This is a genomic window from Pseudomonas sp. GD03875 (assembly GCF_029840585.1).
GTDB lineage: Bacteria > Pseudomonadota > Gammaproteobacteria > Pseudomonadales > Pseudomonadaceae > Aquipseudomonas > Aquipseudomonas paralcaligenes.
The window spans coordinates 130,519-153,601 of sequence record NZ_JAOCCV010000004.1; the positions used below are offsets into that span (position 1 = coordinate 130,519).

At 66.6% G+C, this 23,083-nt stretch carries 23 protein-coding genes; 7 read left to right on the forward strand and 16 right to left on the reverse strand.

Annotated elements, in window-relative coordinates:
* Positions 1-3: 3 nt before the first annotated feature.
* The 6 genes from N5D30_RS04925 to ubiE all read right to left on the reverse strand — a co-directional run bounded on the left by N5D30_RS04925 (position 4) and on the right by ubiE (position 4,069).
* Positions 4-255, reverse strand: coding sequence for a twin-arginine translocase TatA/TatE family subunit (locus N5D30_RS04925; RefSeq protein ID WP_279901784.1), 252 nt, complete (start codon positions 253-255; stop codon positions 4-6).
* Between the two features lie 22 nt (positions 256-277).
* Positions 278-610, reverse strand: coding sequence for a phosphoribosyl-ATP diphosphatase (locus N5D30_RS04930; protein ID WP_043311115.1), 333 nt, complete (start codon positions 608-610; stop codon positions 278-280).
* A complete protein-coding gene (hisI, locus tag N5D30_RS04935) occupies positions 603-1,001 on the reverse strand; it encodes a phosphoribosyl-AMP cyclohydrolase (RefSeq protein ID WP_279907968.1) in 399 nt (132 codons plus the stop codon). The genes N5D30_RS04930 and hisI overlap by 8 nt, the downstream gene beginning before the upstream one ends.
* Positions 1,002-1,092: 91 nt before the next feature.
* Positions 1,093-2,688, reverse strand: coding sequence for a ubiquinone biosynthesis regulatory protein kinase UbiB (ubiB, locus tag N5D30_RS04940; protein ID WP_279901785.1), 1,596 nt, complete (start codon positions 2,686-2,688; stop codon positions 1,093-1,095).
* The gene (locus tag N5D30_RS04945) at positions 2,685-3,299 is read right to left on the reverse strand and encodes an SCP2 sterol-binding domain-containing protein (protein ID WP_279907969.1); all 615 of its coding nucleotides are present in this window, start codon (positions 3,297-3,299) and stop codon (positions 2,685-2,687) included. The genes ubiB and N5D30_RS04945 overlap by 4 nt, the downstream gene beginning before the upstream one ends.
* A complete protein-coding gene (gene ubiE / locus N5D30_RS04950; protein ID WP_220816136.1) occupies positions 3,299-4,069 on the reverse strand; it encodes a bifunctional demethylmenaquinone methyltransferase/2-methoxy-6-polyprenyl-1,4-benzoquinol methylase UbiE in 771 nt (256 codons plus the stop codon). Before ubiE ends, N5D30_RS04945 begins: the two co-directional genes overlap by 1 nt.
* 115 nt (positions 4,070-4,184) lie before the next feature.
* Between ubiE and N5D30_RS04955 the strand changes: the two genes are divergently transcribed.
* From N5D30_RS04955 to N5D30_RS04965, 3 genes are all read left to right on the forward strand, one after another.
* Positions 4,185-4,463, forward strand: coding sequence for a polyhydroxyalkanoic acid system family protein (locus tag N5D30_RS04955; protein WP_279907970.1), 279 nt, complete (start codon positions 4,185-4,187; stop codon positions 4,461-4,463).
* Positions 4,464-4,565: 102 nt separating this feature from the next.
* Positions 4,566-5,018: a phasin family protein gene (locus tag N5D30_RS04960; RefSeq protein WP_220816134.1), complete on the forward strand. Its 453-nt coding sequence runs from the start codon at positions 4,566-4,568 to the stop codon at positions 5,016-5,018.
* A 10-nt stretch (positions 5,019-5,028) separates the two neighbouring features.
* The gene (locus tag N5D30_RS04965) at positions 5,029-5,832 is read left to right on the forward strand and encodes a phasin family protein (protein ID WP_220816169.1); all 804 of its coding nucleotides are present in this window, start codon (positions 5,029-5,031) and stop codon (positions 5,830-5,832) included.
* A 55-nt stretch (positions 5,833-5,887) separates the two neighbouring features.
* Here the strand turns inward: N5D30_RS04965 and N5D30_RS04970 are convergent, their stop codons facing one another.
* From N5D30_RS04970 to N5D30_RS05015, 10 genes are all read right to left on the reverse strand, one after another.
* A complete protein-coding gene (locus N5D30_RS04970) occupies positions 5,888-6,502 on the reverse strand; it encodes a TetR/AcrR family transcriptional regulator (protein WP_279907971.1) in 615 nt (204 codons plus the stop codon).
* Between the two features lie 78 nt (positions 6,503-6,580).
* Positions 6,581-8,263 carry a class II poly(R)-hydroxyalkanoic acid synthase gene (gene phaC / locus N5D30_RS04975; RefSeq protein ID WP_279907972.1) on the reverse strand — a complete coding sequence of 561 codons (1,683 nt, stop codon included), beginning with the start codon at positions 8,261-8,263 and terminating at the stop codon, positions 6,581-6,583.
* 147 nt (positions 8,264-8,410) lie between these two features.
* Positions 8,411-9,268 (reverse strand): poly(3-hydroxyalkanoate) depolymerase, encoded by an 858-nt coding sequence (gene phaZ / locus N5D30_RS04980; protein WP_220816131.1) that lies wholly within the window; start codon positions 9,266-9,268, stop codon positions 8,411-8,413.
* A 159-nt stretch (positions 9,269-9,427) separates the two neighbouring features.
* Entirely contained in the window at positions 9,428-11,107 is a 1,680-nt protein-coding gene (gene phaC, locus N5D30_RS04985; RefSeq protein WP_279901791.1) for a class II poly(R)-hydroxyalkanoic acid synthase, read from the reverse strand.
* A gap of 299 nt (positions 11,108-11,406) precedes the next feature.
* On the reverse strand, positions 11,407-11,778 hold the full coding sequence (locus tag N5D30_RS04990) for a DUF971 domain-containing protein (RefSeq protein ID WP_279907973.1): 372 nt from the start codon (positions 11,776-11,778) through the stop codon (positions 11,407-11,409).
* Positions 11,779-11,831: 53 nt separating this feature from the next.
* Positions 11,832-13,172 (reverse strand): ATP-dependent protease ATPase subunit HslU, encoded by a 1,341-nt coding sequence (hslU, locus tag N5D30_RS04995; protein ID WP_220816128.1) that lies wholly within the window; start codon positions 13,170-13,172, stop codon positions 11,832-11,834.
* 27 nt (positions 13,173-13,199) lie between these two features.
* Positions 13,200-13,730, reverse strand: a complete 531-nt coding sequence (gene hslV / locus N5D30_RS05000) for an ATP-dependent protease subunit HslV (protein WP_043311127.1) — start codon at positions 13,728-13,730, stop codon at positions 13,200-13,202.
* Between the two features lie 95 nt (positions 13,731-13,825).
* Entirely contained in the window at positions 13,826-14,512 is a 687-nt protein-coding gene (locus N5D30_RS05005) for an SPOR domain-containing protein (protein WP_279907975.1), read from the reverse strand.
* Positions 14,513-16,252 carry an arginine--tRNA ligase gene (argS, locus tag N5D30_RS05010; protein ID WP_279907976.1) on the reverse strand — a complete coding sequence of 580 codons (1,740 nt, stop codon included), beginning with the start codon at positions 16,250-16,252 and terminating at the stop codon, positions 14,513-14,515. It lies immediately after the preceding gene.
* 618 nt (positions 16,253-16,870) lie between these two features.
* Positions 16,871-19,090 carry a primosomal protein N' gene (locus N5D30_RS05015; protein WP_279907977.1) on the reverse strand — a complete coding sequence of 740 codons (2,220 nt, stop codon included), beginning with the start codon at positions 19,088-19,090 and terminating at the stop codon, positions 16,871-16,873.
* Between the two features lie 162 nt (positions 19,091-19,252).
* Between N5D30_RS05015 and rpmE the strand changes: the two genes are divergently transcribed.
* From rpmE to N5D30_RS05035, 4 genes are all read left to right on the forward strand, one after another.
* A complete protein-coding gene (gene rpmE, locus N5D30_RS05020; protein WP_220816123.1) occupies positions 19,253-19,465 on the forward strand; it encodes a 50S ribosomal protein L31 in 213 nt (70 codons plus the stop codon).
* 8 nt (positions 19,466-19,473) lie between these two features.
* Positions 19,474-20,274 (forward strand): thermonuclease family protein, encoded by an 801-nt coding sequence (locus N5D30_RS05025; protein WP_279907978.1) that lies wholly within the window; start codon positions 19,474-19,476, stop codon positions 20,272-20,274.
* Positions 20,271-21,713 carry a M48 family metalloprotease gene (locus tag N5D30_RS05030; RefSeq protein ID WP_279907979.1) on the forward strand — a complete coding sequence of 481 codons (1,443 nt, stop codon included), beginning with the start codon at positions 20,271-20,273 and terminating at the stop codon, positions 21,711-21,713. The genes N5D30_RS05025 and N5D30_RS05030 overlap by 4 nt, the downstream gene beginning before the upstream one ends.
* Positions 21,714-21,800: 87 nt before the next feature.
* Positions 21,801-23,069 (forward strand): malic enzyme-like NAD(P)-binding protein, encoded by a 1,269-nt coding sequence (locus N5D30_RS05035; protein WP_220816120.1) that lies wholly within the window; start codon positions 21,801-21,803, stop codon positions 23,067-23,069.
* The last annotated feature ends 14 nt before the right edge of the window (positions 23,070-23,083 follow it).

The window sequence follows — 23,083 nt, forward strand, 5'->3', positions numbered from 1 at the left end:
GCGTCAGTCCTTGCGCGCCGGCTCTTCGACCTTCTGCGCCTGGGCATCGATGGTCTGCGGCTTGTGCAGCTGTTCGCTGGCAGCCGGGGCCGGCTGTTGCGGCTCGGGTTTCTCGTCGTCGGTGTTCATCGCCTTGCGGAAGCCCTTGATGGTCTCGCCCAGGTCGGAGCCCAGGTTCTTCAGGCGCTTGGTGCCGAATACCAGCACCACCACGATCAGGATGACGACCCAGTGTTTCCAGTCAAAAATGCCCATGCAATCAGTCCTCGCAATGAATTCAGGAAGTGGGGCGCGCCGCTTTCTCGTCGTGCCCGGAAAGGCCGAAGCGCCGGTCCAGCTCGTCCAGCACGGCCTGCGGGTGCTGGCCGAGGGCGGCGAGCATGACCAGGCTGTGGAACCAGAGGTCGGCGGTTTCGTAGATCAGGTCGCTGCAGTCGCCGCTGGCGGCGGCGTCCTTGGCCGCCAGGATGGTCTCGACCGACTCCTCGCCGACCTTCTCCAGGATCTTGTTCAGGCCCTTGTGGTACAGGCTGGCCACGTAGGAGCTGTCCGGCGCCGCGCCCTTGCGCGCCTCCAGCACCTCGGCCAGGCGGGTCAGGGTGTCACTCATGCTTGTGTTCCTGGTAGATGGCGTGCGGGTCTTTCAGCACCGGGTCGACGGTGTGCCACGCACCGTGCTCGAAGACCCGGTAGAAGCAGCTTTCGCGCCCGGTGTGGCAGGCGATGCCGCCGAGCTGCTCGACCAGCAGGATGATCACGTCGGCATCGCAGTCCAGGCGCAGCTCGTGCAGCTTCTGCACGTGACCGGACTCCTCGCCCTTGCGCCACAGCTTGCCACGGGAACGTGACCAATAGATGGCGCGCTGCTCGGCGGCGGTGAGCGCGAGGGCTTCGCGGTTCATCCAGGCCATCATCAGCACCCGCCCGGTCTTGTGGTCCTGGGCGATGGCGGGAACCAGGCCATCCTCGTTCCAGTTGATTTCGTCGAGCCAGTCGGTCATTTCTGCATTCCGCCCGTTTCGGGGCTCTTTCCAGGGCGCTTGCGTACGCCGGTTATGAAAGGCCAAGTGTGCCAGCCATGGACGGCACTGGCTATCGGCGCAGGATCAATGCCAGGCCGGCGCCGAGGCTGAGCCAGGCGGCCCAGGCCGCCGGGGCGAGCACAAGTCCCTGGCTGACTCCGCCGGCCACCAGCGCCGCGCCGAGCAGGCGCAGCGGCCACGGGTTGCGCTGCTCGCGCCACGGCGCCGGCGGGTCGCTGGCGTGGGGTTGGCTCATGCGTTCGAGCAGGTCACGGGTCATGTTGGCGAGGTGCGGCACCTGCTCGACCTGGGTCTGCAGGTTGTGCAGCAGGTTGCGCGGGCTGACCCGCTCGCGCATCCAGCGCTCAAGGAACGGCTGCGCGGTGTTCCACAGGTCCAGGTCCGGGTACAGCTGACGGCCCAGGCCCTCGATGTTGAGCAGGGTCTTCTGCAGCAGGACCAACTGCGGCTGCACTTCCATGTTGAAGCGGCGCGCGGTCTGGAACAGGCGCAGCAGCAGCTGGCCGAAGGAGATGTCTTTCAGCGGCCTCTCGAAGATCGGCTCGCAGACGGTGCGGATGGCCGCCTCGAACTCGTTGACCTTGGTTTCCGCCGGCACCCAGCCGGAGTCGATGTGCAGCTGCGCCACCTTACGGTAGTCGCGCTTGAAGAAGGCCAGCAGGTTGCGCGCCAGGTAGTCCTGGTCCTCGTCGGTGAGGCTGCCGACGATGCCGCAGTCGATGGCGATGTACTGCGGGCTCCAGGGCGTGCGGGTGGCGACGAAGATGTTGCCGGGGTGCATGTCGGCGTGGAAGAAGCTGTCGCGGAACACCTGGGTGAAGAAGATTTCCACGCCGCGCTCGGCCAGCAGCTTCATGTTGGTGCGCTGGTCGGCCAGGGTCGCCAGGTCGGTTACCGGCACGCCGTAGATGCGCTCCATCACCAGCACCTTGGGTCGGCACCAGTCCCAGTGCACCTGGGGCACGTAGAGCAGCGGCGAGCCCTCGAAGTTGCGCCGCAGCTGGCTGGCGTTGGCCGCCTCGCGCAGCAGGTCGAGTTCGTCGTAGATGGTCTTCTCGTAGTCGGCCACCACTTCCACCGGGCGCAGGCGACGGGCGTCGGCCGAGGCCTTCTCGGCGATGCGTGCGGCGAGGAACAGCCAGGCCAGGTCGGAGCGGATGATCGGCCGCAGGCCGGGGCGGATCACCTTGACCACCACTTCCTCGCCGCTCTTGAGCTGCGCCGCGTGAACCTGGGCCACCGATGCGGAGGCCAGCGGGGCCACGTCGAAGCGGGCGAAGGCGGCGTCGATGCTCACGCCGAGCTGCTGTTCGATCAGCGCCACCGCGTGTGCCGGGTCGAAGGGCGGCACCTGATCCTGCAGACGTGCCAGTTCGTCGGCCACATCCGGCGGCAGCAGGTCGCGGCGGGTGGACAGCAGCTGGCCGAACTTGATGAAGATCGGGCCGAGGTCTTCCAGCGCCAGGCGCAAGGCTTCACCGCGGCTGCGCTCGAGCGGCTGGCGCGGCAGCCAGCGCCAGGGCAGGGCGAAGCGCAGGGCGCGCATCCAGGTGGGCAGCGGCAGGGTCAGCAACAGGTCGTCCAGGCGATAGCGGATGACCACGCGCAGAATGCGCAACAGGCGGCGGGCAGCGAGCAGGCTCATGGGTTCTTGTTCAGGTTGCGTGCGAGGCGGTCGATGCGCGCGTCGAGGCGATCGAGGGCCAGCTTGAGGTCGTCCAGTTCGTCGAAGCGGGCCTGGGCTTCGCGCTCGCCGACCAGGCTGCGCGACTCCTCGGCCAGGTAGTCGGCCAGGGTCTGGCGCAGGCTGTCCAGGCTGTCGCCGGCCCAGTTCACGCGGCTGCGCAGGTGGCCGGCGAGCAGCTGGCTGCCGACCGGGCCGAGCCAGCGCGAGAGTTCGTATTCCCAGTCCAGCTCCAGGTTCTGGAGGATGCCGGCCAGCTCCAGCAGCACGGCGCTGTCACCGCTGAGGGTGACTTCCGGGCGGTGCAGGATGGCGGTCTTGTCCTTGGCCAGAGCCAGGCGCAGCAGGCTGCCGGCCGGGGCGCTGAGGATGCAGTCGGCCTCACCCCACTGGCTGGCCAGTTGCAGGCCGTCCGCGCCAGGAAGGATGAACAGCTTGAGCGCCGGACTCTGGCAGTCGACCTCGATCACCTTGCCTTCCAGTCGGGCCAGGCGGGGCAGCGCGGTGCTGTCCATCTGCAGCACGCGGTTGAGGCCGTACTCGACGCCGGCCAGCAGACCGGTGACCAGCATCAGGGTTTGATACCGCGGTGCAGGGCGACGATGCCGCCGGTCATGTTGTGGTAGGTGACGCGCTCGAAGCCAGCCTCGACCATCATCGCCTTGAGGGTTTCCTGGTCCGGGTGCATGCGGATCGACTCGGCCAGGTAGCGGTAGCTGTCAGAGTCGTTGGTGATCAGCTTGCCGGCCAGCGGCATGAAGCTGAACGAATAGGTGTCGTAGGCCTTGGCCAGCAGCGGGTTGCCGGGTTTGGAGAATTCCAGCACCAGCAGGCGGCCGCCCGGCTTGAGCACGCGCAGCATGGAGCGCAGGGCGTTTTCCTTGCGTGTCACGTTGCGCAGGCCGAAGGCGATGGTGACCACGTCGAAGTGGTTGTCCGGGAAGGGCAGCGCCTCGGCGTCGGCCTGGACGAAGGCGACATTGCCGGCCACGCCCTTGTCCAGCAGGCGATCGCGGCCGACCTTGAGCATCGAGTCGTTGATGTCGGCCAGCACCACCTCGCCGGTCGGGCCGACCAGGCGGGAGAACTGGCGGGTGAGGTCGCCGGTACCGCCTGCGATGTCCAGCACGCGATTGCCCGGGCGCACGCCGGACAGCTCGATGGTGAAGCGCTTCCACAACCGGTGCAGGCCGCCGGAGAGCACGTCGTTCATCAGGTCGTACTTGGCCGCGACCGAGTGGAAGACTTCGGCGACCTTCTCCGCCTTCTGGCTTTCCGGAACGTCCTGGAAGCCGAAGTGGGTGGTCTTTTCCTGCTCTGGAGCCTTGCGCGGATCGTTCATGTCGCGGTCACCTGAATCGAAGTGGCGGCCATTCTAAACCCGTGGCCGGCCTTTGTCTTGACGCGGGGCGGAGCTGATATAGTCGCGTGACACAAGGTCGCAGCAGGAGTCGCCCATGTCCCGCATCACCGTCGAACGCACCCACTGCCTGGGCCTCGCCGCCGCCCGCAAGAAGGCCGAGGCGCTGGCCCAGCGCCTGGCCAGCGAGTACGACGTGAAATACCGCTGGAACGGCGACAGCCTGCAGTTCAAGCGCAGCGGCGCCGATGGCCATATCGACGTGGCCGCCGACAGCGTGCGCGTGGAGCTGAAGCTCGGCCTGCTGCTGTCCGCGCTCGGCGGCACCATCCGCCGCGAGATCGAGGAGACCCTCGACAAGCACCTCCAGGCCTGAAGTGCCGCGCCCCTAGTATGTGATTTCTAATTTTTCCCACTACCTTGCGCTCACGTCCTGGAAAGGGACGACCAGTCCATCACTTTGAACGTGAGGTGCACCATGGCCACTAAAGTTGCCGCCAAGAAGAAAGCCGTAGTCGCGAAAGTCGAAGACAAAGCTACCGTTCTCACCGATGTCAAAGCCTATGCCCGCCGGGTATGGCTGGCGGGCCTGGGTGCCTATGCTAAGGCCGGTGCCGAGGGTGTCGACTACTTCAAGGAGCTGGTCAAGGCCGGCGAAGGCGTCGAGAAGCAAGGCAAGAAACTGGTGAACGAGCAGGTCGATGCCGCCAACAGCCAGATCGAAACTCAGATCAAGACCGTCAAAAACAGCGTTTCCGAAGTCAAAGGCAAGGTCGAAGTGCAATTCGACAAGATCGAGAAGGCCTTCGACAATCGTGTCGCCAGCGCGCTCAACCGCCTGGGTATTCCCTCCAAGCAGGATGTTGAGGCACTCTCTGCTAAGCTGGACGAGTTGAATGCTTTGCTTGAGCGAGTGGCGCGTACCCAATAAGGAGAGCAGGATGGCTGTTAAGAAAACTACCGCGGTAAAACCGGCGGCAAAACCGGCAGTGAAGAAGCCGGCTGCCAAGAAGGAAAGCAATTCCTGGATCGGCGAGATCGAGAACTACTCGCGGCAGATCTGGCTGGCCGGCCTCGGCGCCTATTCCAAGATCAGCAAGGACGGCAACAAGCTGTTCGACGGCCTGGTCAAGGATGGCGAGAAGGCCGAGAAGAAGGCCAAGACCGAAGTCGACAAGCAACTGGACGTGGTCAAGTCCAGCGTCGGCACCACCGTCGGTTCGGCCAAGTCGAAGGTCGACGAGGTCAAGGGCAAGGCCCTGGGCAAGTGGAACGAGCTGGAAGAGGCCTTCGACAAGCGCCTGAACAGCGCCATCTCCCGTCTGGGCGTGCCCAGCCGCAATGAGGTGAAGGCGCTGCAGACCAAGGTCGACAGCCTGACCAAGCAGATCGAGAAGCTCACCGGCGTTTCGGTGAAGTCGGTCAAGCCCGCTGCCGCGAAGCCGGCCGTCAAGCCTGCGGCCAAACCCGCCGCCAAGCCTGCTGCGAAAGCGGCTGCCAAGCCGGCAGCGAAGCCTGCGGCCAAACCGGTGGCGAAAGCTGCCGCAAAGCCTGCGGCCAAGCCCGCTGCGAAACCGGCCGCCAAGCCGGCTGCCGCGAAGAAGCCGGCGGTGAAGAAACCCGCTGCGCCGAAGCCGGCCGCCAAACCGGCCGCTGCCGCCAAGCCCGCTGCTCCGGCACCGGCTCCGGCTGCTGCACCGGCAGCTCCGGCCGCCGCACCAGCGACGCCCGCAACACCGTCCTGATTCTTTCAGGATGTGCAAACGCCCGGCCCAGTGCCGGGCGTTTGCATTTCAGGCCTCAGGCTTCCAGATAGCGGCGGGCGATGCGTTCGGCGGCGTGGCGCGATCCGTCGGTGAGGTGCGGGGCGACCAGCATCATCACCTGGAATACCACCAGCCGCACTTCGCCATCCGCGCCGAGGATGCGCTGGTAGTCCAGGGAGAACAGCAGGGTCAGGGTGATCTGCTCGACCAGCTGGCCGAGCGCCTCGGTGTCGCTGCGCAGCTGGTCCTGGGCCTTGAGCCGCGCCAGCAGGCTGGCCAGGGTGCGCTTGAGCAGGTTGAGCCACTGGCGGATGCCGCGGGCCAGCTTGGGCAGGCGGCCGGAGAGGTTGGACAGGTCCTGGAACAGGAACCGGTACTGGGCCAGCCGCTCGACGATCAGGTGCAGGAACAGCCAGTAGTCTTCGGCGCCCAGTTCGGCCTCCGCGGGCGGGTCGAGCAGCGGTGCCAGTTCGCTCTGGAAGCGCTCGAACAGCTCCATCACCAGCGGCTCCTTGCCATGGAAGTGGTAATAGAGGTTGCCCGGGCTGATGCCCATCTCGGTGGCGATCTCGAGGGTCGAGACGTTCGGTTCGCCCTGCTCGTTGAACAGCTGCAGGGCACATTCGAGGATGCGGTCGCGGGTCTTCATTCCATGATCTTGTTCTGGCCGCCGGAGCAGCGACGATAACTGGCCGGGCGGTCGCTCGGCCAGTGCTTTGTCGGCGGCTCAGCGAACATGCACGTAGATGCCGGGCGCTGCTTCCATGGCCGGGTACTTGTTGCTGCCGACGCTGAAGATGGTCTCGCGCTGTTCACCCGAGCGCTGCTGGATCCATTCCAGCCACTGCGGCCACCAGCTGCCTTCCTTCTTCTCCGCGTCGTAGTACCAGGCGCGTGGGTCGCTGGTCAGCTTGCCGTTCTCGAAGTAGTTGGCCTTGGGGTTGCCCGGCGGGTTGAGGATGCTCTGGATGTGCCCGCTGTTGGACAGGATGAAGCGGCTGTTGCCGCCCAGCAGCAGGGCGGAGCGGTAGACCGTGTCCCAGGGGGTGATGTGGTCGTTGATGCCGGCGACGCTGAAGCTGTCCAGGTTGACCTTGGACAGGTCGATCGGCGTGCCGCACACCTCCAGGCCGCCACTGCGGGTCAACGGGTTGTGCTTGAACAGGTCGAGCAGGTCGCCGTGCAACGCGGCCGGCAGGCGGGTGTTGTCGTTGTTCCAGTAGAGGATGTCGAAGGCCGGCGGCTCCTTGCCCATCAGGTAGTTGTTGACCCAGTAGTTCCAGATCAGGTCGTTGGGGCGCATCCAGGCGAACACCCGGGCCATGTCGCGGCCGTCCAGCACGCCGCTCTGGTAGGAGCGGCGCTTGGCCGACTCCAGGGTCTGCTCGTCGGCGAACAGCATTGCCGGGCTTTCCACCTGGGCGTCCATCAGGCTGACCAGGTAGGTGGCGCAACCGACCTTGCGCAACTGGCGCTTGGCCTGCAGGTGGCCCTGCAGTGCGGCGATGGTCAGGCCGCCGGCGCAGGCGCCCAGCAGGTTCACTTCCTTGCTGCCGGTGATCGCGCGGCACACCTCGGTGGCGTCGTCCACCGCCTGGACGTAGCTCGACAGGCCCCATTCGCGGTGGCGTGCATCCGGGTTGCGCCAGCTGATCATGAACAACTGCAGGCCGTTCTTCAGGCAGTACTGGATGAAGCTCTTCTCCGGGCTGAGGTCGAAGATGTAGAACTTGTTGATCTGCGGCGGCACCACCAGCAGCGGGCGCTGGTACTGCTTCTCGCTCATCGGCTTGTAGTGGATCAGTTCGAACAGCTCGCAGCGGAACACCACCGAGCCCGGGGTGGTGGCCAGGTTGCGGCCGATCTCGAAGGCCTGCTTGTTGACCTGCCGTGGCATGCCGCTGTTGTGCAGCAAGTCGTCGAGCATGTGGCGCAGGCCACGCACCGCGCTGCTGCCGCCGCTGTTGAACAGCTCCTTGAGCGCCAGCGGGTTGAGCAGGGTGTTGGTGGGCGCCAGGGCGTCGTTGAGCAGGGCGAACAGGAAGTGCGCGCGAGTGCGGTCGTCCGGCGATAGGTCGCTCTCGTCGATCCAGGCCTTGAGCTGCTTCTGCCAGGCCAGGTAGGCCTGCAGGGTGCGTCGGTAGAAGGGGTTGAGGTGCCAGGTGGGGTCGGCGAAGCGCTGGTCCTGCGGGTTGGGCTGGTGCGGTGTGTCGCCGAGCATCACCCGGCCCAGTTGTCTGCCGAACGACAGCAGGTGTCGCGTGCTGTGCACCGGTTGGCGCAGTCCTTGGAACGCCAGGTTGCGCAGCGTGGAAAAGAGATCGCGGCCGCGCAGGCCGACCATCGCGCTTTGCGCGTTCATGAAGTGTGCGGGGACCGGCATGGATCCCGGTGCAGTCTTGTCTCGCATGAGGGCAGGCTCCGTCGTCGAACTGTCACATCCGGTGACAGCAAGGCTTGTACCAAGGCGCGCCGGAGAGCATTCCAGACTGCCGCGCAAAAATCATCCCTGTCCGGCATGCCCCGTTCGGGGGCGAAGCGTGCCGGAGTCGGGCGATCAGTGACTGCGAACGGGCTGTGGCTGCGGATGCATCACCGCGCGTTGCCGTTCCTCCTGGAGGAATTTCATGATGATAGGCGCCACCGCTTCGGCGCGCGTCACGAGGAATAGGTGACCGTCGTCGATGACGTGAAGTTCCGAGTTGGGGATGCGCCAGGCGAGCAGGCGCATGTTGACCAGCGGGATGAGCGGGTCATCGTCGCCGGCCAGTACCAGGGTAGGCTGGCGAATGCGATGCAGCCAGTGGATGCTGGTCCAGCCGAGGCCGGCGAACAGCTGCCAGTAGTAGCCCATCTTGCCGCCGGAACGCACCTTGCTGGCATGCGCCAGGGCCAGCTTGGGATCGCGGCGGAAGGCACCGCCGTAGATGTCCGGTGCGATGTGCACGCCGTAGGACGGCTGGATGTAGCGCCGCGGGCTGGCCATGCGCCAGAGCACCTTGGGCTTGCCCGGCACCATCACGGCGCCGGCCGAGGTGGCGGCCAGCACCAGCTTCTTGCAGCGTTCCGGGTAGTCGTGGGCGAACTGTTGCGCCAGCGCGCCGCCCCAGGAGACGCCAATGGCGTTGACCTGGCCGTAGTCCAGGTAGTCGAGCATGCGTGCGGCCAGCTTGGCCAGGCCGGGGAAACGGTAGGGTGTGGACGGTGTCGACGAGCCGCCGACACCGGGGACATCGAAGGCGATCACCTCCAGGTCCGGGTCGAGCGCGCGGACGAAGGGCATGACCAGCTCGAGGTTGGCGCCGATGCCGTTGAAGATCAGCAAGGGCGTCAGGCTGCTGCTGCCCGGGCGGACCGCGGTGCGGATGGTCTGGCCATCCAGCTCGATGGTGCGAAATACGAAAGGTTGCGGCATGCACTAGGCCCTATACATGGATCAGCGGAGAGCGACCTTCCGGGGCCGCTCGCCAGTCTCCCGCCGCTTGGCGGGCGCCGCCCGGGCCACTGGCCTGGGCGGCGTGCGGCACGTCCGGGTGCCGCGGGCAGTACTGCGCAAGGTGCAGCGTTGCCGGTTTCAGCGTTCGTGCACGTAGGTCCCCGGCGAGGCTTCGCCCGGCGCGTGGGCCTTGTTGCCCAGGCTGGTGGGCGCCTTCTTCAGCTTGCCCGAGCGTTCGGCCAGCCATTGCTGCCAGTGCAGCCACCAGGAGTCGGCGTGCTTGGTCGCATGTTCCAGCCACTGCTTGGAGGTCGCGGCCTGCTCGCTGTTGGTGGAGAAGCGCGCCTTGGGGTTGCCCGGCGGGTTGAGGATGCTCTGGATGTGGCCGCTGTTGGAGAGCACGAACTCGACCTTGCCGCCGAACAGCAGCGAGGACTTGTAGCAGGCTTCCCAAGGGGTGATGTGGTCGGTGGTGCCGGCCACGCAATAGATGTCGCTGGTGACCTGCTTGAGGTCGATCGGCGTGCCGCAGACCTCCAGGGCGCCGGCGCGGGTCAGGGGGTTGGTCTTGAACAGCTCGATCAGGTCGCCGTGCAGGGCGGCGGGCAGGCGGGTGGTGTCGTTGTTCCAGTAGAGGATGTCGAACACCGGCGGCTCGTTGCCCAGCAGGTAGTTGTTGACCCAGTAGTTCCAGATCAGGTCGTTGGGGCGCATCCAGGCGAAGACTTTCGCCATGTCCTTGCCTTCCAGCACGCCGGACTGGTAGGAGCGGCGCTTGGCGGCTTCGAGGGTCTTCTCGTCGGCGAACAGGGCGACCTGGGTGTCCAGCTTGGTGTCGAGCACGCTGACCAGCAGGGTCATCGAGTTGACCTTCTGCTCGCCGGTGGCGGCGTAGTGGCCGAGCAGCGAAGAGATGGTGATGCCGCCGGAGCAGGCGCCGAGCAGGTTGACGTCCTTGCTGCCGGTGATGGCGGTGACCACGTCGACGGCTTCCTTGAGTGCCTCGATGTAGGTCGACAGGCCCCACTCGCGCTGCGCCTTGGTCGGGTTGCGCCAGCTCACCACGAAGGTCTGCACGCCGTTGCGCAGGAGGAAGCGGGCGACGCTCTTCTCCGGCGACAGGTCGAACACGTAGAACTTGTTGATCTGCGGCGGCACCACCAGCAGCGGGCGCTCGTGCACCTGCTCGGTGATGGGCTTGTACTGGATCAGCTCCAGCAGGTCGTTGCGGAAGATCACCGCGCCTTCGCTGGTGGCCAGGTTCTTGCCGACCTCGAAGGCGTCCATCTTCACCTGGCTGGGCATGCCGCCGTTGTTGACGATGTCCTTGGCCAGGTGGGAGAGGCCGTCGAGCAGGCTCTTGCCGCCGGTTTCGAAGAAGCGTTTCACGGCCGCCGGGTGGGCCATGCTGTTGGTCGGCGCCATGGCTTCGGTCATCAGGTTGATGACGAAGTGGCCGCGGCTGGCGTCCTGTTCGGAGAGGTTGCTGTCCTCGATCCACTCGTGCAGTTCCTTGCGCCAGGCCAGGTAGGTCTGCAGGTAGCGGCGGTACAGCGGGTTCTGGCTCCAGGCCGGGTCGCTGAAGCGGCGGTCGTCGGCGTCGGGGGCAAGGGTGGACTGGCCGAGCACCACGTTCTTCAGCTCGAGGGCGAAGTGGGTGACGTGCTTGGCGCTGTGAAAGGGTTGCTTGATGGCCTGAGCCAGCACCATCCGGGCAGAAGTGAGTAGATCCTTGCCGCGCAAGCCGATCACCGGGTTCAGGCCCAAGGTGTTTTCCGAGGCTTGGCGATGCAGGTCATCATTATTCTTTTGGGTCATCTACGACGCTCCATTGTCCTGAGACGAATACCAACTGCAGCTGTGTGACGGCACAGGGCGAAGGGCTGGTACTGCTCGGGTTTACCGGGTGCGGAGCCAACTCCGCGCTTTCTTCGCATTTGCGCTGGGCAAATGCATGGAACCTGCCAGTTCCTTGGTTACCCGAGTTTCCATTTTTGCGCAAGTTCGCGAGTACCGAATGCGCGGCGCGCGGGAGTATGCCGGGCACGATTAGAAAATGCGCCCTAGGTGTGACGTGGATATGGCGGAGGTGCGAGACAGAGCGATCGCGAGCGGAGCTAGAGCATCAGTCTGACGACCGACTCGTTCGGATCGCGGGATTTGCCGGCCTGCTCGAGTTCGTGCAGGTAGTCGGCCCACAGCGTGTCCTGACGGGTGGCGAGCTGGTAGAGGTAGTCCCAGGTGTAGAGGCCGCTGTCGTGGCCATCGTCGAAGCACAGTTTCAGTGCGTAGTTGCCGGCCGGCTCGACGCGCTCCAGCGCCACGCCCTGCTTGCCGTGCTGGAGGATGGGCCGGCCGTGGCCCTGCACCTCGGCCGAGGGTGAATGCACGCGCAGGAATTCGGCGCCGAGGCTGTAGCGCTCGTCACCATAGACCAGCTCCAGGGTGCGGGAGGCCTTGTGCAGTTTGATGGCGGTGGGCATGCGCATCGCGGGGAGTCCTGAAGCGGGGTGGATAACGCATTATCCACCCCGCGCGCGCATCAGAGAATGTAGCGCGACAGATCCTCGTCCTGGGCCAGTTCGCCCAGGTGGCCGTTGACGTAGTCGGCGTCGATGCGGATCGGCTCGCCGTTCTGCTGGCCGGCCAGGTCGCCGGCGCTGAAGGAGACCTCCTCCAGCAGGCGCTCGAGCAGGGTGTGCAGGCGGCGGGCGCCGATGTTCTCGGTCTTCTCGTTGACCTGCCAGGCGATCTCGGCGATGCGCTTGATGCCGTCGGCGGCGAACTCGATATTCAGCCCCTCGGTCTTGAGCAGTTCGCTGTACTGCTCGGTCAGCGCCGCGTGGGGTTCGGTGAGGATGCGCTCGAAGTCCTGTGGCGACAGCGCCTTCAGCTCGACGCGGATCGGCAGGCGCCCCTGCAGCTCCGGCACCAGGTCGCTGGGCTTGGCCAGGTGGAAGGCGCCCGAGGCGATGAACAGGATGTGGTCGGTCTTGACCATGCCCAGCTTGGTATTGACGGTGCAGCCCTCGATCAGCGGCAGCAGGTCGCGCTGCACGCCCTCGCGGGACACGTCGGCGCCACCGACGTTGGCGCGCTTGGCGACCTTGTCGATCTCGTCGATGAACACGATGCCGTGCTGCTCGACCGCTTCAAGGGCGCGGGCCTTGAGGTCTTCCTCGTTGACCAGACGCGCGGCTTCCTCGTCGCGGACCAGCTTGAAGGCCTCCCTGACCTTGAGCTTGCGGGTCTTCTTCTTGCCCTTGGTCAGGCCGGAGAACAGGTTCTGCAGCTGGCTGGTCATCTCCTCCATGCCCGGCGGGGTCATGATCTCGACGCCGGCCGGCTGCTCGGCCACCTCGATGTCGATCTCCTTGTCGTCCAGCTGGCCTTCGCGCAGGCGCTTGCGGAACAGCTGGCGGGTGTTGGAGTCCTGGCTCGGTGCCGGGTCCTCGTTGAAGCCGGCGCGCGGCGGCGGCAGCAGGGCATCGAGGATGCGCTCCTCGGCGGCGTCCTCGGCGCGGTGGCTCATCTTCTGCACTTCCTGTTCGCGCAGCAGCTTGAGCGCGTTGTCGGCCAGGTCGCGGATGATCGACTCGACGTCGCGGCCGACGTAGCCGACCTCGGTGAACTTGGTCGCTTCCACCTTGAGGAAGGGCGCGTTGGCCAGCTTGGCCAGGCGCCGTGCGATCTCGGTCTTGCCGACGCCGGTGGGGCCGATCATCAGGATGTTCTTCGGCGTCACTTCCTGGCGCAGTTCGGCCGGCAGCTGCATGCGCCGCCAGCGGTTGCGCAGGGCGATGGCCACGGCGCGCTTGGCGTCGTCCTGGCCGATGATGTGGCGGTTGAGCTCGGAAACGATCTCGCGGGGCGTCATGGACATGCAGGCTTGCTCCAGCAGAAACCGCGCTTACTCAGCGCAGTCTTCCTCTTCGATGGTCAGGTTCTGGTTAGTGAAGACACAGATGGAGCCGGCAATGTTCAATGCCGCCTCGGTGATTTCGCGGGCGGACAGCTCGGTCTTCTGCAGCAGCGCGAGGGCCGCGGCCTGGGCGAAGCCGCCGCCGGAGCCCATGGCGATCAGGCCGTGCTCAGGTTCGACCACGTCGCCGTTGCCGGTGATGATCAGCGAGGCGTCCTTGTTGGCCACGGCCAGCATCGCCTCCAGGCGGCTCAGCGAGCGGTCGGTGCGCCAGTCCTTGGCCAGCTCGACGGCGGCCCGCACCAGGTGGCCCTGGTGTTTCTCCAGCTGGCCCTCGAAGCGCTCGAACAGGGTGAAGGCATCTGCGGTGGCGCCGGCGAAGCCGGCCAGCACCTGGCCGTGGTAGAGGCGACGGACCTTCTTGGCGTTGCCCTTCATCACGGTGTTGCCGAGGGATACCTGGCCGTCGCCGCCCATGACGACTTTGCCGTTGCGGCGGACTGAAACGATGGTGGTCAAGGGGTGGATCTCCACGCAGCGGGGCGATGTGCCCGAATGGAGATCAGATGGGGTGCCCGGCCCGGCTTTTCAACCGGGTGGGCGTCGAACGCGGTTCAGCGGGACTGGCGCTGCTGTAACAGCAGGTTGCTGAAGCCGCTGCCGGCCAGCTGCTTCTGCGCGCCGGCCAGTTGCTCGCGGTTGGCGTAGGGGCCGACCAGCACGCGGTGCCAGGTTTCCTCGCGGACCTTGCCGGACTCCACCTGCACGTTCTGGCCGAGCAGGAGGATCTGCGCGCGCACCTTGTCGGCGTCCTCGCGCTTACGGAACGAACCGGCCTGCAGGAAGAACTGGGTGGTGACCGGCGCCTTGGCCACCACCGGCGGCGGGGGCGGGGTCTCGCCGTTGAGCGCGGCCTGGGCACGGGCGGCGTCGATCTTGGCGGCTTCCTCCGGCGTCACCGGTTTCTGTTCCGGCGGCTTGGGCGCGTCGGCCGGCGGCAGGGCGTCCGGCGGGACGATGACCTCGGATTCCGGCAGCAGGGTGTAGAAGTCGTACTTCGGCTTGGCCGGCTCGGGAGCGACCTGGGGCTTCTTCTGCGGCTCGGGCGCGGTGCGCTTCTGCTCTTCCGGCTTGGCCCGCTTCACGTCCTCCCGGCCCGGCTCCAGGCTGAACAGGAACATGAAGAATCCGCCGATGACCAGGCCGCAGACCAGCCAGACCCAGCCCGGTACGGGCTTCTTCGCCGGAGCCTGGTAGCGGCTGGCGCCGCGCTTGGGCGCGGGCTTCTTCTTGGTCGCCACTTACATGCGCTCCAGGGTTTCCAGGCCGAGCAGTTCCAGGCCCTGCTTGAGGGTGCGACCGGTCAGCGCGGCCAGGCGCAGGCGGCTGTCGCGGGTGGCTTCGTCCTCGGCGGTGAGGATCGGACAGTTCTCGTAGAAGCTGGAGAACAGCCCGGCGAGGTCGTACAGGTAGCTGCACAGCAGGTGCGGGGTGCCTTTCTCGGCGACGCTGCCAAGCAGTTCGTTGAACTGCGCCAGCTTGGCGCCCAGGGCCTGCTCCTGCTCGGCGACCAGGGCGATCTTGCCGCCGATCTCGTCCACGCCCTTGCCCAGCTTGCGGAACACGCTGGCCACACGGGTGTAGGCGTACAGCAGGTAGGGCGCGGTGTTGCCCTCGAAGCTCAGCATCAGCTCGAAGTTGAAGCTGTAGTCGCTGGTGCGGTGCTTGGACAGGTCGGCGTACTTCACCGAGGCGATGCCGACCACGCGGGCGATCTCGCGCAGTTCGTCCTCGCCGAGCTCGGGGTTCTTGTCCTTGACCAGGGCGTAGGCGCGCTGCTCGGCCTCGTCGAGCAGCTCGACCAGTTTCACGGTGCCGCCATCGCGGGTCTTGAACGGGCGGCCGTCCGGGCCGTTCATGGTGCCGAAGCCCATGTGCTCCATCTCGAAGCCGGCGGGCACGAAGCCGGCCAGGCGCGCCGCGGCGAACACCATCTGGAAGTGCAGGGCCTGGCGCTGGTCGACGAAGTACAGCGCGCGGTTGGCCTTGAGCACGTTGGCGCGGTAGCGGGTCGCGGCCAGATCGGTGGTGGCGTACAGGTAGCCGCCGCCGGCCTTCTGCACGATCAGCGGCAGCGGGTTGCCCTCGGAGTTCCTGAACTCGTCCATGAACACGCACTGGGCGCCATTGTCCTCGGTCAGCAGGCCCTTGGCCCGCAGGTCGGCGACCACGTTGGCCAGGTCGTCGTTGTAGGCGCTCTCGCCCTTGACGTCGGCCATGCTCAGCTTGACGCCGAGGCGGTCGTAGAGCGCCTGGCAGTGGGACAGGGAGATGTCGTTGAAGCGGTTCCACAGGCGCAGGCACTCGGCGTCGCCGGCCTGCAGTTTGACCACCAGCTCGCGGGCGCGGTCGGCGAACTCGTCGGAGTCGTCGAAGCGCTTCTTGGCCGCGCGGTAGAAGCCTTCCAGGTCGGACAGCTCGCTTTCCGCGGCGATCGGGTTTTCCTGCATGTAGGCCAGCAGCATGCCGAACTGGGTGCCCCAGTCGCCGACGTGGTTCTGCCGGATCACGGTGTCGCCGAGGAACTCCAGCACCCGGGCCACGCCGTCGCCGATGATGGTCGAGCGCAGGTGGCCGACGTGCATTTCCTTGGCCAGGTTCGGCGCTGACAGGTCGACCACCACGCGCTGCGCCGGGCCGTTCTTGCGTACGCCCAGGCTGGCGTCGGCCAGTGCGGCCTCCAGGCGCTCGGCCAGGGCATCGCTGTTCTGGAAGAAGTTGAGGAAGCCGGGGCCGGCGATCTCCACCTTGCTGATACCAGCATCGGCCGGCAGCGCGGCGATCAGCTTCTCGGCCAGGTCGCGCGGCTTCTGCCCGGCCGGCTTGGCCAGCATCATGGCGATGTTGCTGGCGAAATCGCCGTGGCTCTTGTCCTTGGTGTTCTCCACCTGGATCGTCGGGCTCAGGCCCTCGGGCAGCACGCCTTCGGCGGTCAGGCGGGCCAGTGCTTGCTGGATCAGGTGGCGAATCGTGTCTTTCATGGTCTGCTCGGTCGGCCGCGGCTGGTCGAAAACTGCGCATTATAAGAGCAGCGGCAAGCTGCAAGCCACAAGCTGCAAGGAAAAGCATGCCCGGGCAATCGGGTGAAGGCCCTGGATGGAGGCAGGGAAAATCCCGTCATTCCTGCGCAGGCGGGAATCCATTGGTGTGTACTTGGGGTCCCCGCCTTCGCGGGGACGACGGAGTGTTGGTGTGCAGTTGCTGTTACACCCGATTCTCCCGATGGTGCGGCAGGGCAATCGGAAGGGCCTATCTGGACAAAGGTAGGTAGGAAATCCCGTTATTCCTGCACAGGCGGTAATCCATGGAGTGCTTGGCTCCGTGTCTCTGGATCCCCGCCCTCGCGGGGATGACGGGGGGAGGTGTGCGTGTCACCCGATTATCCTGATGGTGCAGGCAAGGTAATCCGGCGAATGTCCTGTACGGACAAGGCAGATAAGGAAATTCCGTCATTCCCGCGCAGGCGGGAATCCATGGGGCTGGCACCGTGTATCTGAGTCCCTGCTTTCGTGGGGACGAAAGCGTGTTGGGTTATGCACGCCGCTGCTACAGCTGATTGCTCTGAAAAGCGCACCCTGGCTTTGCTTGAGGCTTGTCGCCTAGAACAGATCGATCGGATCGACATCCAGCGACCAGCGCACCGCGCGGCCACCCGGCATGGCCTCGAGGATCGGCAGCCAGTGCGCCAGCAGCTTGTGCAGCGGCGCGCGGCTGGCGCATTGCAGCAGCAGCTGGGCGCGGTAGCGGCCGGCGCGGCGCTCCATCGGCGCCGGTACCGGGCCGAGCAGTTCGATGCCGGGCAGCTTCAGTTCGCCGCACAACTGTTCGGCGTAGGTGCAGGCCTCGTCGAGGAAGGCTTCGGCCTGCCCGGGCTTGTGCGCCTCGCCGCGCAGCAGCGCCAGGTGGGAGAAGGGCGGCAGGCCGGCGCCGCGCCGTTCGCTGAGGGCCTGCTCGGCGAAGGCCGGGTAGCCCTGCTCGGTGAGCTGGACCAGCAGCGGATGGTCGGCCAGGTGGCTCTGGATGATCACCTTGCCCGGCTCTTCGGCGCGTCCCGCGCGTCCGGCCACCTGCACGATGAGCTGGGCCATGCGCTCGCTGGCGCGGAAGTCGGCGGAGAACAGGCCGCCGTCGGCGTCGAGGATGGCGACCAGGGTGACGCGCGGGAAGTGGTGGCCCTTGGCGAGCATCTGGGTGCCGACCAGGATGCACGGCTCGCCCTTGTTGATGGTGGCGAACAGCTTGTCCATGGCGCCCTTGCGCGCCGTGGTGTCGCGGTCGATGCGCAGCACCGGGTACTGCGGGAAGAGCAGGGCCAGGCGTTCCTCGGCGCGTTCCGTGCCGGCGCCGACCGGGCGCAGGTCGACCTTCTGGCAGTCCGGGCAGTTGCGCGGCGGGCGCTCGACGTGGCCGCAATGGTGGCAGCGCAGTTCGTTGTGGCGCTGGTGCAGGGTCATGCGCGCGTCGCAGCGCGGGCACTGGCTGATCCAGCCGCAGTCGTGGCACAGCAGGGTCGGGGCGAAACCGCGGCGGTTGAGGAATACCAGCACCTGCTGGCCGGTCGCCAGAATCTGGCCGATGGCCAGTTGCAGCGGGCCGGAGATGCCGGCGTCCAGCGGCAGGCTCTTCACGTCCATGCGCAGGAAGCGCGGCGGCTGCGCGCCGCCGGCGCGCTGGTTGATGCGCAGCAGGGCGTAGCGGCCGGCGTGGGCGTTGTGCAGGCTCTCCAGCGAGGGCGTGGCGGAACCGAGGACGATCGGCAGGTTTTCCTGGCGGGCGCGCACCAGGGCCAGGTCGCGGGCGTGGTAGCGCAGACCTTCCTGCTGTTTGTAGGAAGCGTCGTGTTCTTCGTCGACGATGATCAGGCCGGGGTTCTTCAGCGGTGTGAACAGGGCGGAGCGGGTGCCGATGACGATGTCGGCCTCGCCGTCGCGGGCGGCCAGCCAGGCATCCAGGCGCTCGCGGTCGTTGACCCCGGAATGGAGCAGGGCGATGCGCGCGTTGAAGCGCCGGGAAAAGCGTTCCACCGTCTGCGGGCCCAGGTTGATCTCCGGGATCAGCACCAGCGCCTGGCGGCCGGCCTCCAGGCAGCGCCGGATCAGCTGCAGGTAGACCTCGGTCTTGCCGCTGCCGGTGACGCCGTACAGGAGATAGGCGCCGAAGCCGTCCAGGCCGGACTGCACGGCGTTGAAGGCGGCGCGCTGCTCGGCATTGAGCGGCAGCTCCGGCTGCGCCAGCCAGCCGCCGTGGCGCTCCAGCGGCGCGCTGCGGCGGATCTCGACGCGCACCAGGCCCTTTTCCAGCAGCAGGTCGAGGCTGTCCTTGTTCAGTTGCAGCTTGCTCAGCAGGGCGTGCGGCACGCCGTGGTGGTGCTGGGCCAGGGTGCGCAGCGCCTCGCGCTGGCGCGGCGCGCGGGCCAGGCGCGGGTCGTCCGGGCTGGCGCCTTCGAGCACATGCCAGTAGCGCTCCTGGCGCACCTCGGCCGGTTCGCCCTGGCGCAGCAGCACCGGCAGCGCCCAGCTCAGGGTGTCGCCGAGGCTGTGCTGGTAGTACTGCGCGGTCCATAGGCACAGCTTGAACAGCGGTGCCGGCAGCGGTGGGCTGCGGTCCAGCAGTTCGAGGGCGGGCTTGAGCTTGTCCTGCGGCACATCGGTGCTGTCCGCCAGCTCCACCAGCACGCCGATCACCTCGCGCCGGCCGAACGAGACGCGCAGGCGTGCCCCGGGCTGCAGCATCGAACGGGGCACGCCCGCGGGGGCGCGGTAGTCGAACAGGCGGCGCAGCGGCGAGGGCAGGGCGAGGCGCAGGATGGTGTCGGGCACGTGGGGCTCCAGGGTCGAGGCGGCGATGCTAGCACGGCCGCACGTCGCCACGGCCTGGCGGCGGCTTGCGCGCGGGTGGCGGTCTGGTATAGTGCGCGGCCTATTTCCGTGCGGTACTTGGCAGCGAGTCGAGTGGCGGCACACCCAACCGAGGAAAAAGCGATGAAAGCCGAAATCCATCCGCAGTACGACGAAATGGTTGCAACCTGCAGCTGTGGCAACGTGATCAAGACCCGTTCGACTCTGTGCAAGCCGATGAGCCTGGACGTGTGCTCCGAATGCCACCCGTTCTACACCGGCAAGCAGAAGATGCTGGATACCGGCGGCCGTATCGATCGCTTCAAGCAGCGTTTCGGCGTGTTCGGCAGCAAGTAAGCCGAAGCGTGGTTCGTTCCACGTTGTTGAGAAAGGCGTCCCTGGTGGGCGCCTTTTTCGTTTCTGTCTTTCTGGTTTCGCCCGTCCGGGCGGCCTGCCCGCTGGTCGAGAGCCTGGCGCCGCTGCGCGTGGCCAAGGTGGTGGATGGCGATACCCTGCGCCTGGCCGATGGCCGCAGCGTGCGCCTGATCGGCATCAATGCGCCGGAACGGGCGCGGGACGGTCGTCCCGCCGAGCCTTTCGCCGAGGCTGCGCGCAAGCGCCTGCAGACGCTGGTGGCGGCCAACGACGGACGGGTCGGCCTGCGGGTCGGCAGCAGGGCGCGCGACCAGTACGGCCGCACCCTGGCTCACGCGTACGACAGTGCGGGGCGTAATCTGGAGGCGCAGTTGCTCGCCGAGGGGCTGGGCTACCAGGTGGCTTTCCAGCCGGCCACCGGCCTGGAGGACTGCCACCGCGGCGCCGAGGACGAGGCGCGTCGCCAGCGCCTGGGCCTCTGGCAGCAAGCGACCGTGGTGACACCGTTCGACCTGCGCAGCGGCGGTTTCGCCCTGGTGCGCGGCAAGGTCGAGCGGGTGCAGCGCAATCGCGGCGGCCTGTGGATCGAGATGGATGGGCCGCTGGTACTGCGTGTCGAGCCCAAGCTGCTGCGCCACTTCGACGTCGCCGCCCTGCAGCGCCTGGCCGGTCGTGATGTCGAGGTGCGCGGTTGGGTGATTGACCGTTCCCGGCGCGGCGGCGTACAACCGGACCAGGCCCGCTGGATGCTGCCGCTGACCCATGCGGCCATGCTCGAGGTGTTGCCATGAAGAAGTTGCGTCTGTTCCTGCTGCTGTCCCTGCTGGCCCAGCTCGTCGGTTGTGCGACCAACCCGGCCACGGGGCGCACCGATTTCGTGATGATGAGCGAGCAGCAGGAGATCGCCATGGGCCGCAACTACGCCCAGGAGATCGCCCGGCAATATCCGCGCTACGCGGACGAGAAGCTGCAGGCCTACGTCCAGCAAGTGGGCGAGCGGGTGGCGCGCAACAGCCATCGCAGCAATCTCGCCTACAGCTTCACCGTCATCGACACCCCGGACATCAACGCCTTCGCCATTCCCGGCGGGCACATCTATATCCACCGCGGGCTGATGGCCTATCTCGGCTCCGAGGCGGAGCTGGCCGCCGTGCTCGGCCATGAGGTCGGGCATGTCACCGCCCGCCACAGCGTGCGCCAGCAGAGCCAGTCCACCGCCTGGGGCTTGTTTGGCCAGGCCGTGGCCATCGGCACCGGCGTCAGCGCCGCCGGCGATCTGACCAATGTCCTGGGGAGCGCCTTCGTGCGCGGCTACGGCCGCGACATGGAGCTGGAGGCCGACGGCTTCGGCGCCCAGTACCTGGCCCGCAGCAGCTACGACCCGCAGGCGATGATCGAGGTGGTGAAGGTCCTCAAGAACCAGGAGGACTTCGCCCGCGAAGAGGCCCAGGCCAAGGGCAAGGAAGTGCCGCCGGCGGGTTACCACGGCCTGTTCGACACCCACCCGGACAACGACACCCGCCTGCGCCAGGTGGTGGCGTCGGCCACTCCACTGGTCAACGGGCAGGGCGATACCGGGCGCGACGCCTACCTGAAGATGATCGACGGCATGCCGTTCGGCGATTCGGCCGAGGCGGGCGTGCGCCGCGGGCAGCGCTTCTATCATGTCGGCCTGGATTTTACGCTTGCGTTCCCTCCGGGCTGGGAGCTGATCAACCGTCCCGATTCGCTGGTCGTCCACCGCGGCGACGAGCAGGCTTTCATGGTCATGAAACTGGAGACGCTGGGCGAGAAGACCGACTCGCGCGCCTACGTCCGCAAGCGTATCGGCGATCTCAGCCTGAGTGGCGAGCAGAGCTTCAGGCAGAGCGGCCTGGACGTGACCACCGGCGTGCTGCGTGGTAGCGACGCCAAGCGCGTCGCGGTGATTGTCCGTGAGCGCGATGCCTTCCTCGTCGTCGGCGCGGTCAGCGGGCGTACCTCGCTGGCCAGCGCCGACGACCAGTTCATGGCGGTGGTGCGCAGCATCCGCCCGCTGCAGGCCGAGGAGCGCAAGCTCGGCGAGCCATGGCGCCTGCATCTGGTGCGCTACCAGGCGGGGCAGAGCCTGGAGGAGATCAGTCGGCAGATGGGTGGCGAGGGCGACAAGTTGAAGCGCCTGCGCCTGCTGAATGGTCTGTATCCGACTGGTCAGCCACTTCCCGGCGATTGGCTGAAGGTTGTCCGCTGACCCGCTCGGACCCCTGATCTTGTGGGGTTTGGCCTTCTTGCGTATGCTCGCTCGCCTGCCTTTCACAGCAAAGCGGAAATAGCCGAAATGTCCGATCTGAAAACTGCCGCTCTCGAGTATCACGCACAGCCCCGTCCGGGCAAACTGAGCGTGGAACTGACCAAGCCGACCGCGACCGCCCGTGACCTGGCCCTGGCCTACAGCCCGGGCGTGGCCGAGCCGGTGCGCGAGATTGCCCGCGATGCCGAACTGGCCTATCGCTACACCGGCAAGGGCAACCTGGTGGCAGTGATTTCCGACGGTACCGCGATCCTCGGCCTGGGCAACCTCGGCCCGCTGGCCTCCAAGCCGGTGATGGAAGGCAAGGGCGTGCTGTTCAAGCGCTTCGCCGGCATCGACGTGTTCGATATCGAAGTCGACTCGGAAAGCCCGCAGGCTTTCATCGACACCGTCAAGCGCATCTCCATCACCTTCGGTGGCATCAATCTGGAGGACATCAAGGCGCCCGAGTGCTTCGAGATCGAGCGCGCGCTGATCGAGCAGTGCGACATCCCGGTGTTCCACGATGACCAGCACGGCACTGCCATCGTCACCGCCGCGGGCATGCTCAACGCGCTGGAAATCGCCGGCAAGACGCTGCCGGAAGCCAAGATCGTCTGCCTGGGTGCCGGCGCCGCCGCCATTTCCTGCATGAAACTGCTGGTGAGCATGGGTGCCCAGGTCGAGAACATCTTCATGCTTGACCGCAAGGGCGTGATCCACGCCGGCCGCGACGATCTCAACCAGTACAAGGCGGTGTTCGCCCACACCACCGACAAGCGCACCCTGTCCGACGCCCTCGAAGGCGCGGACGTGTTCGTCGGTCTGTCCGGCGCCAACCTGCTGAGCGCGGAAGACCTCAAGCGCATGGCGGCCGATCCGATCGTGTTCGCCTGCTCCAACCCTGACCCGGAGATCAAGCCGGAGCTGGCGCATGCCGCTCGCAACGACGTGATCATGGCTACCGGCCGCTCGGACTATCCGAACCAGGTCAACAACGTGCTGGGCTTCCCCTTCATCTTCCGCGGCGCCCTGGATGTGCGCGCCACCCGCATCAACGAGGAGATGAAGATTGCCGCCGCCAACGCCCTGCGCGACCTGGCCAAGCTGCCGGTTCCGCAGGAGGTGTGTGACGCCTACGGTGGCATCAAGCTGGAGTTCGGCCGCGAATACATCATTCCGAAGCCGATGGATGTGCGCCTGATCACCGTGGTGGCCGATGCCGTGGCCAAGGCCGCGATCGAGACCGGCGTGGCGACCCTGCCCTACCCACAGAACTACCCGCTGAAGTCGGTGGACGATGTGTTCAACGGCTGATCGCCGATACAACG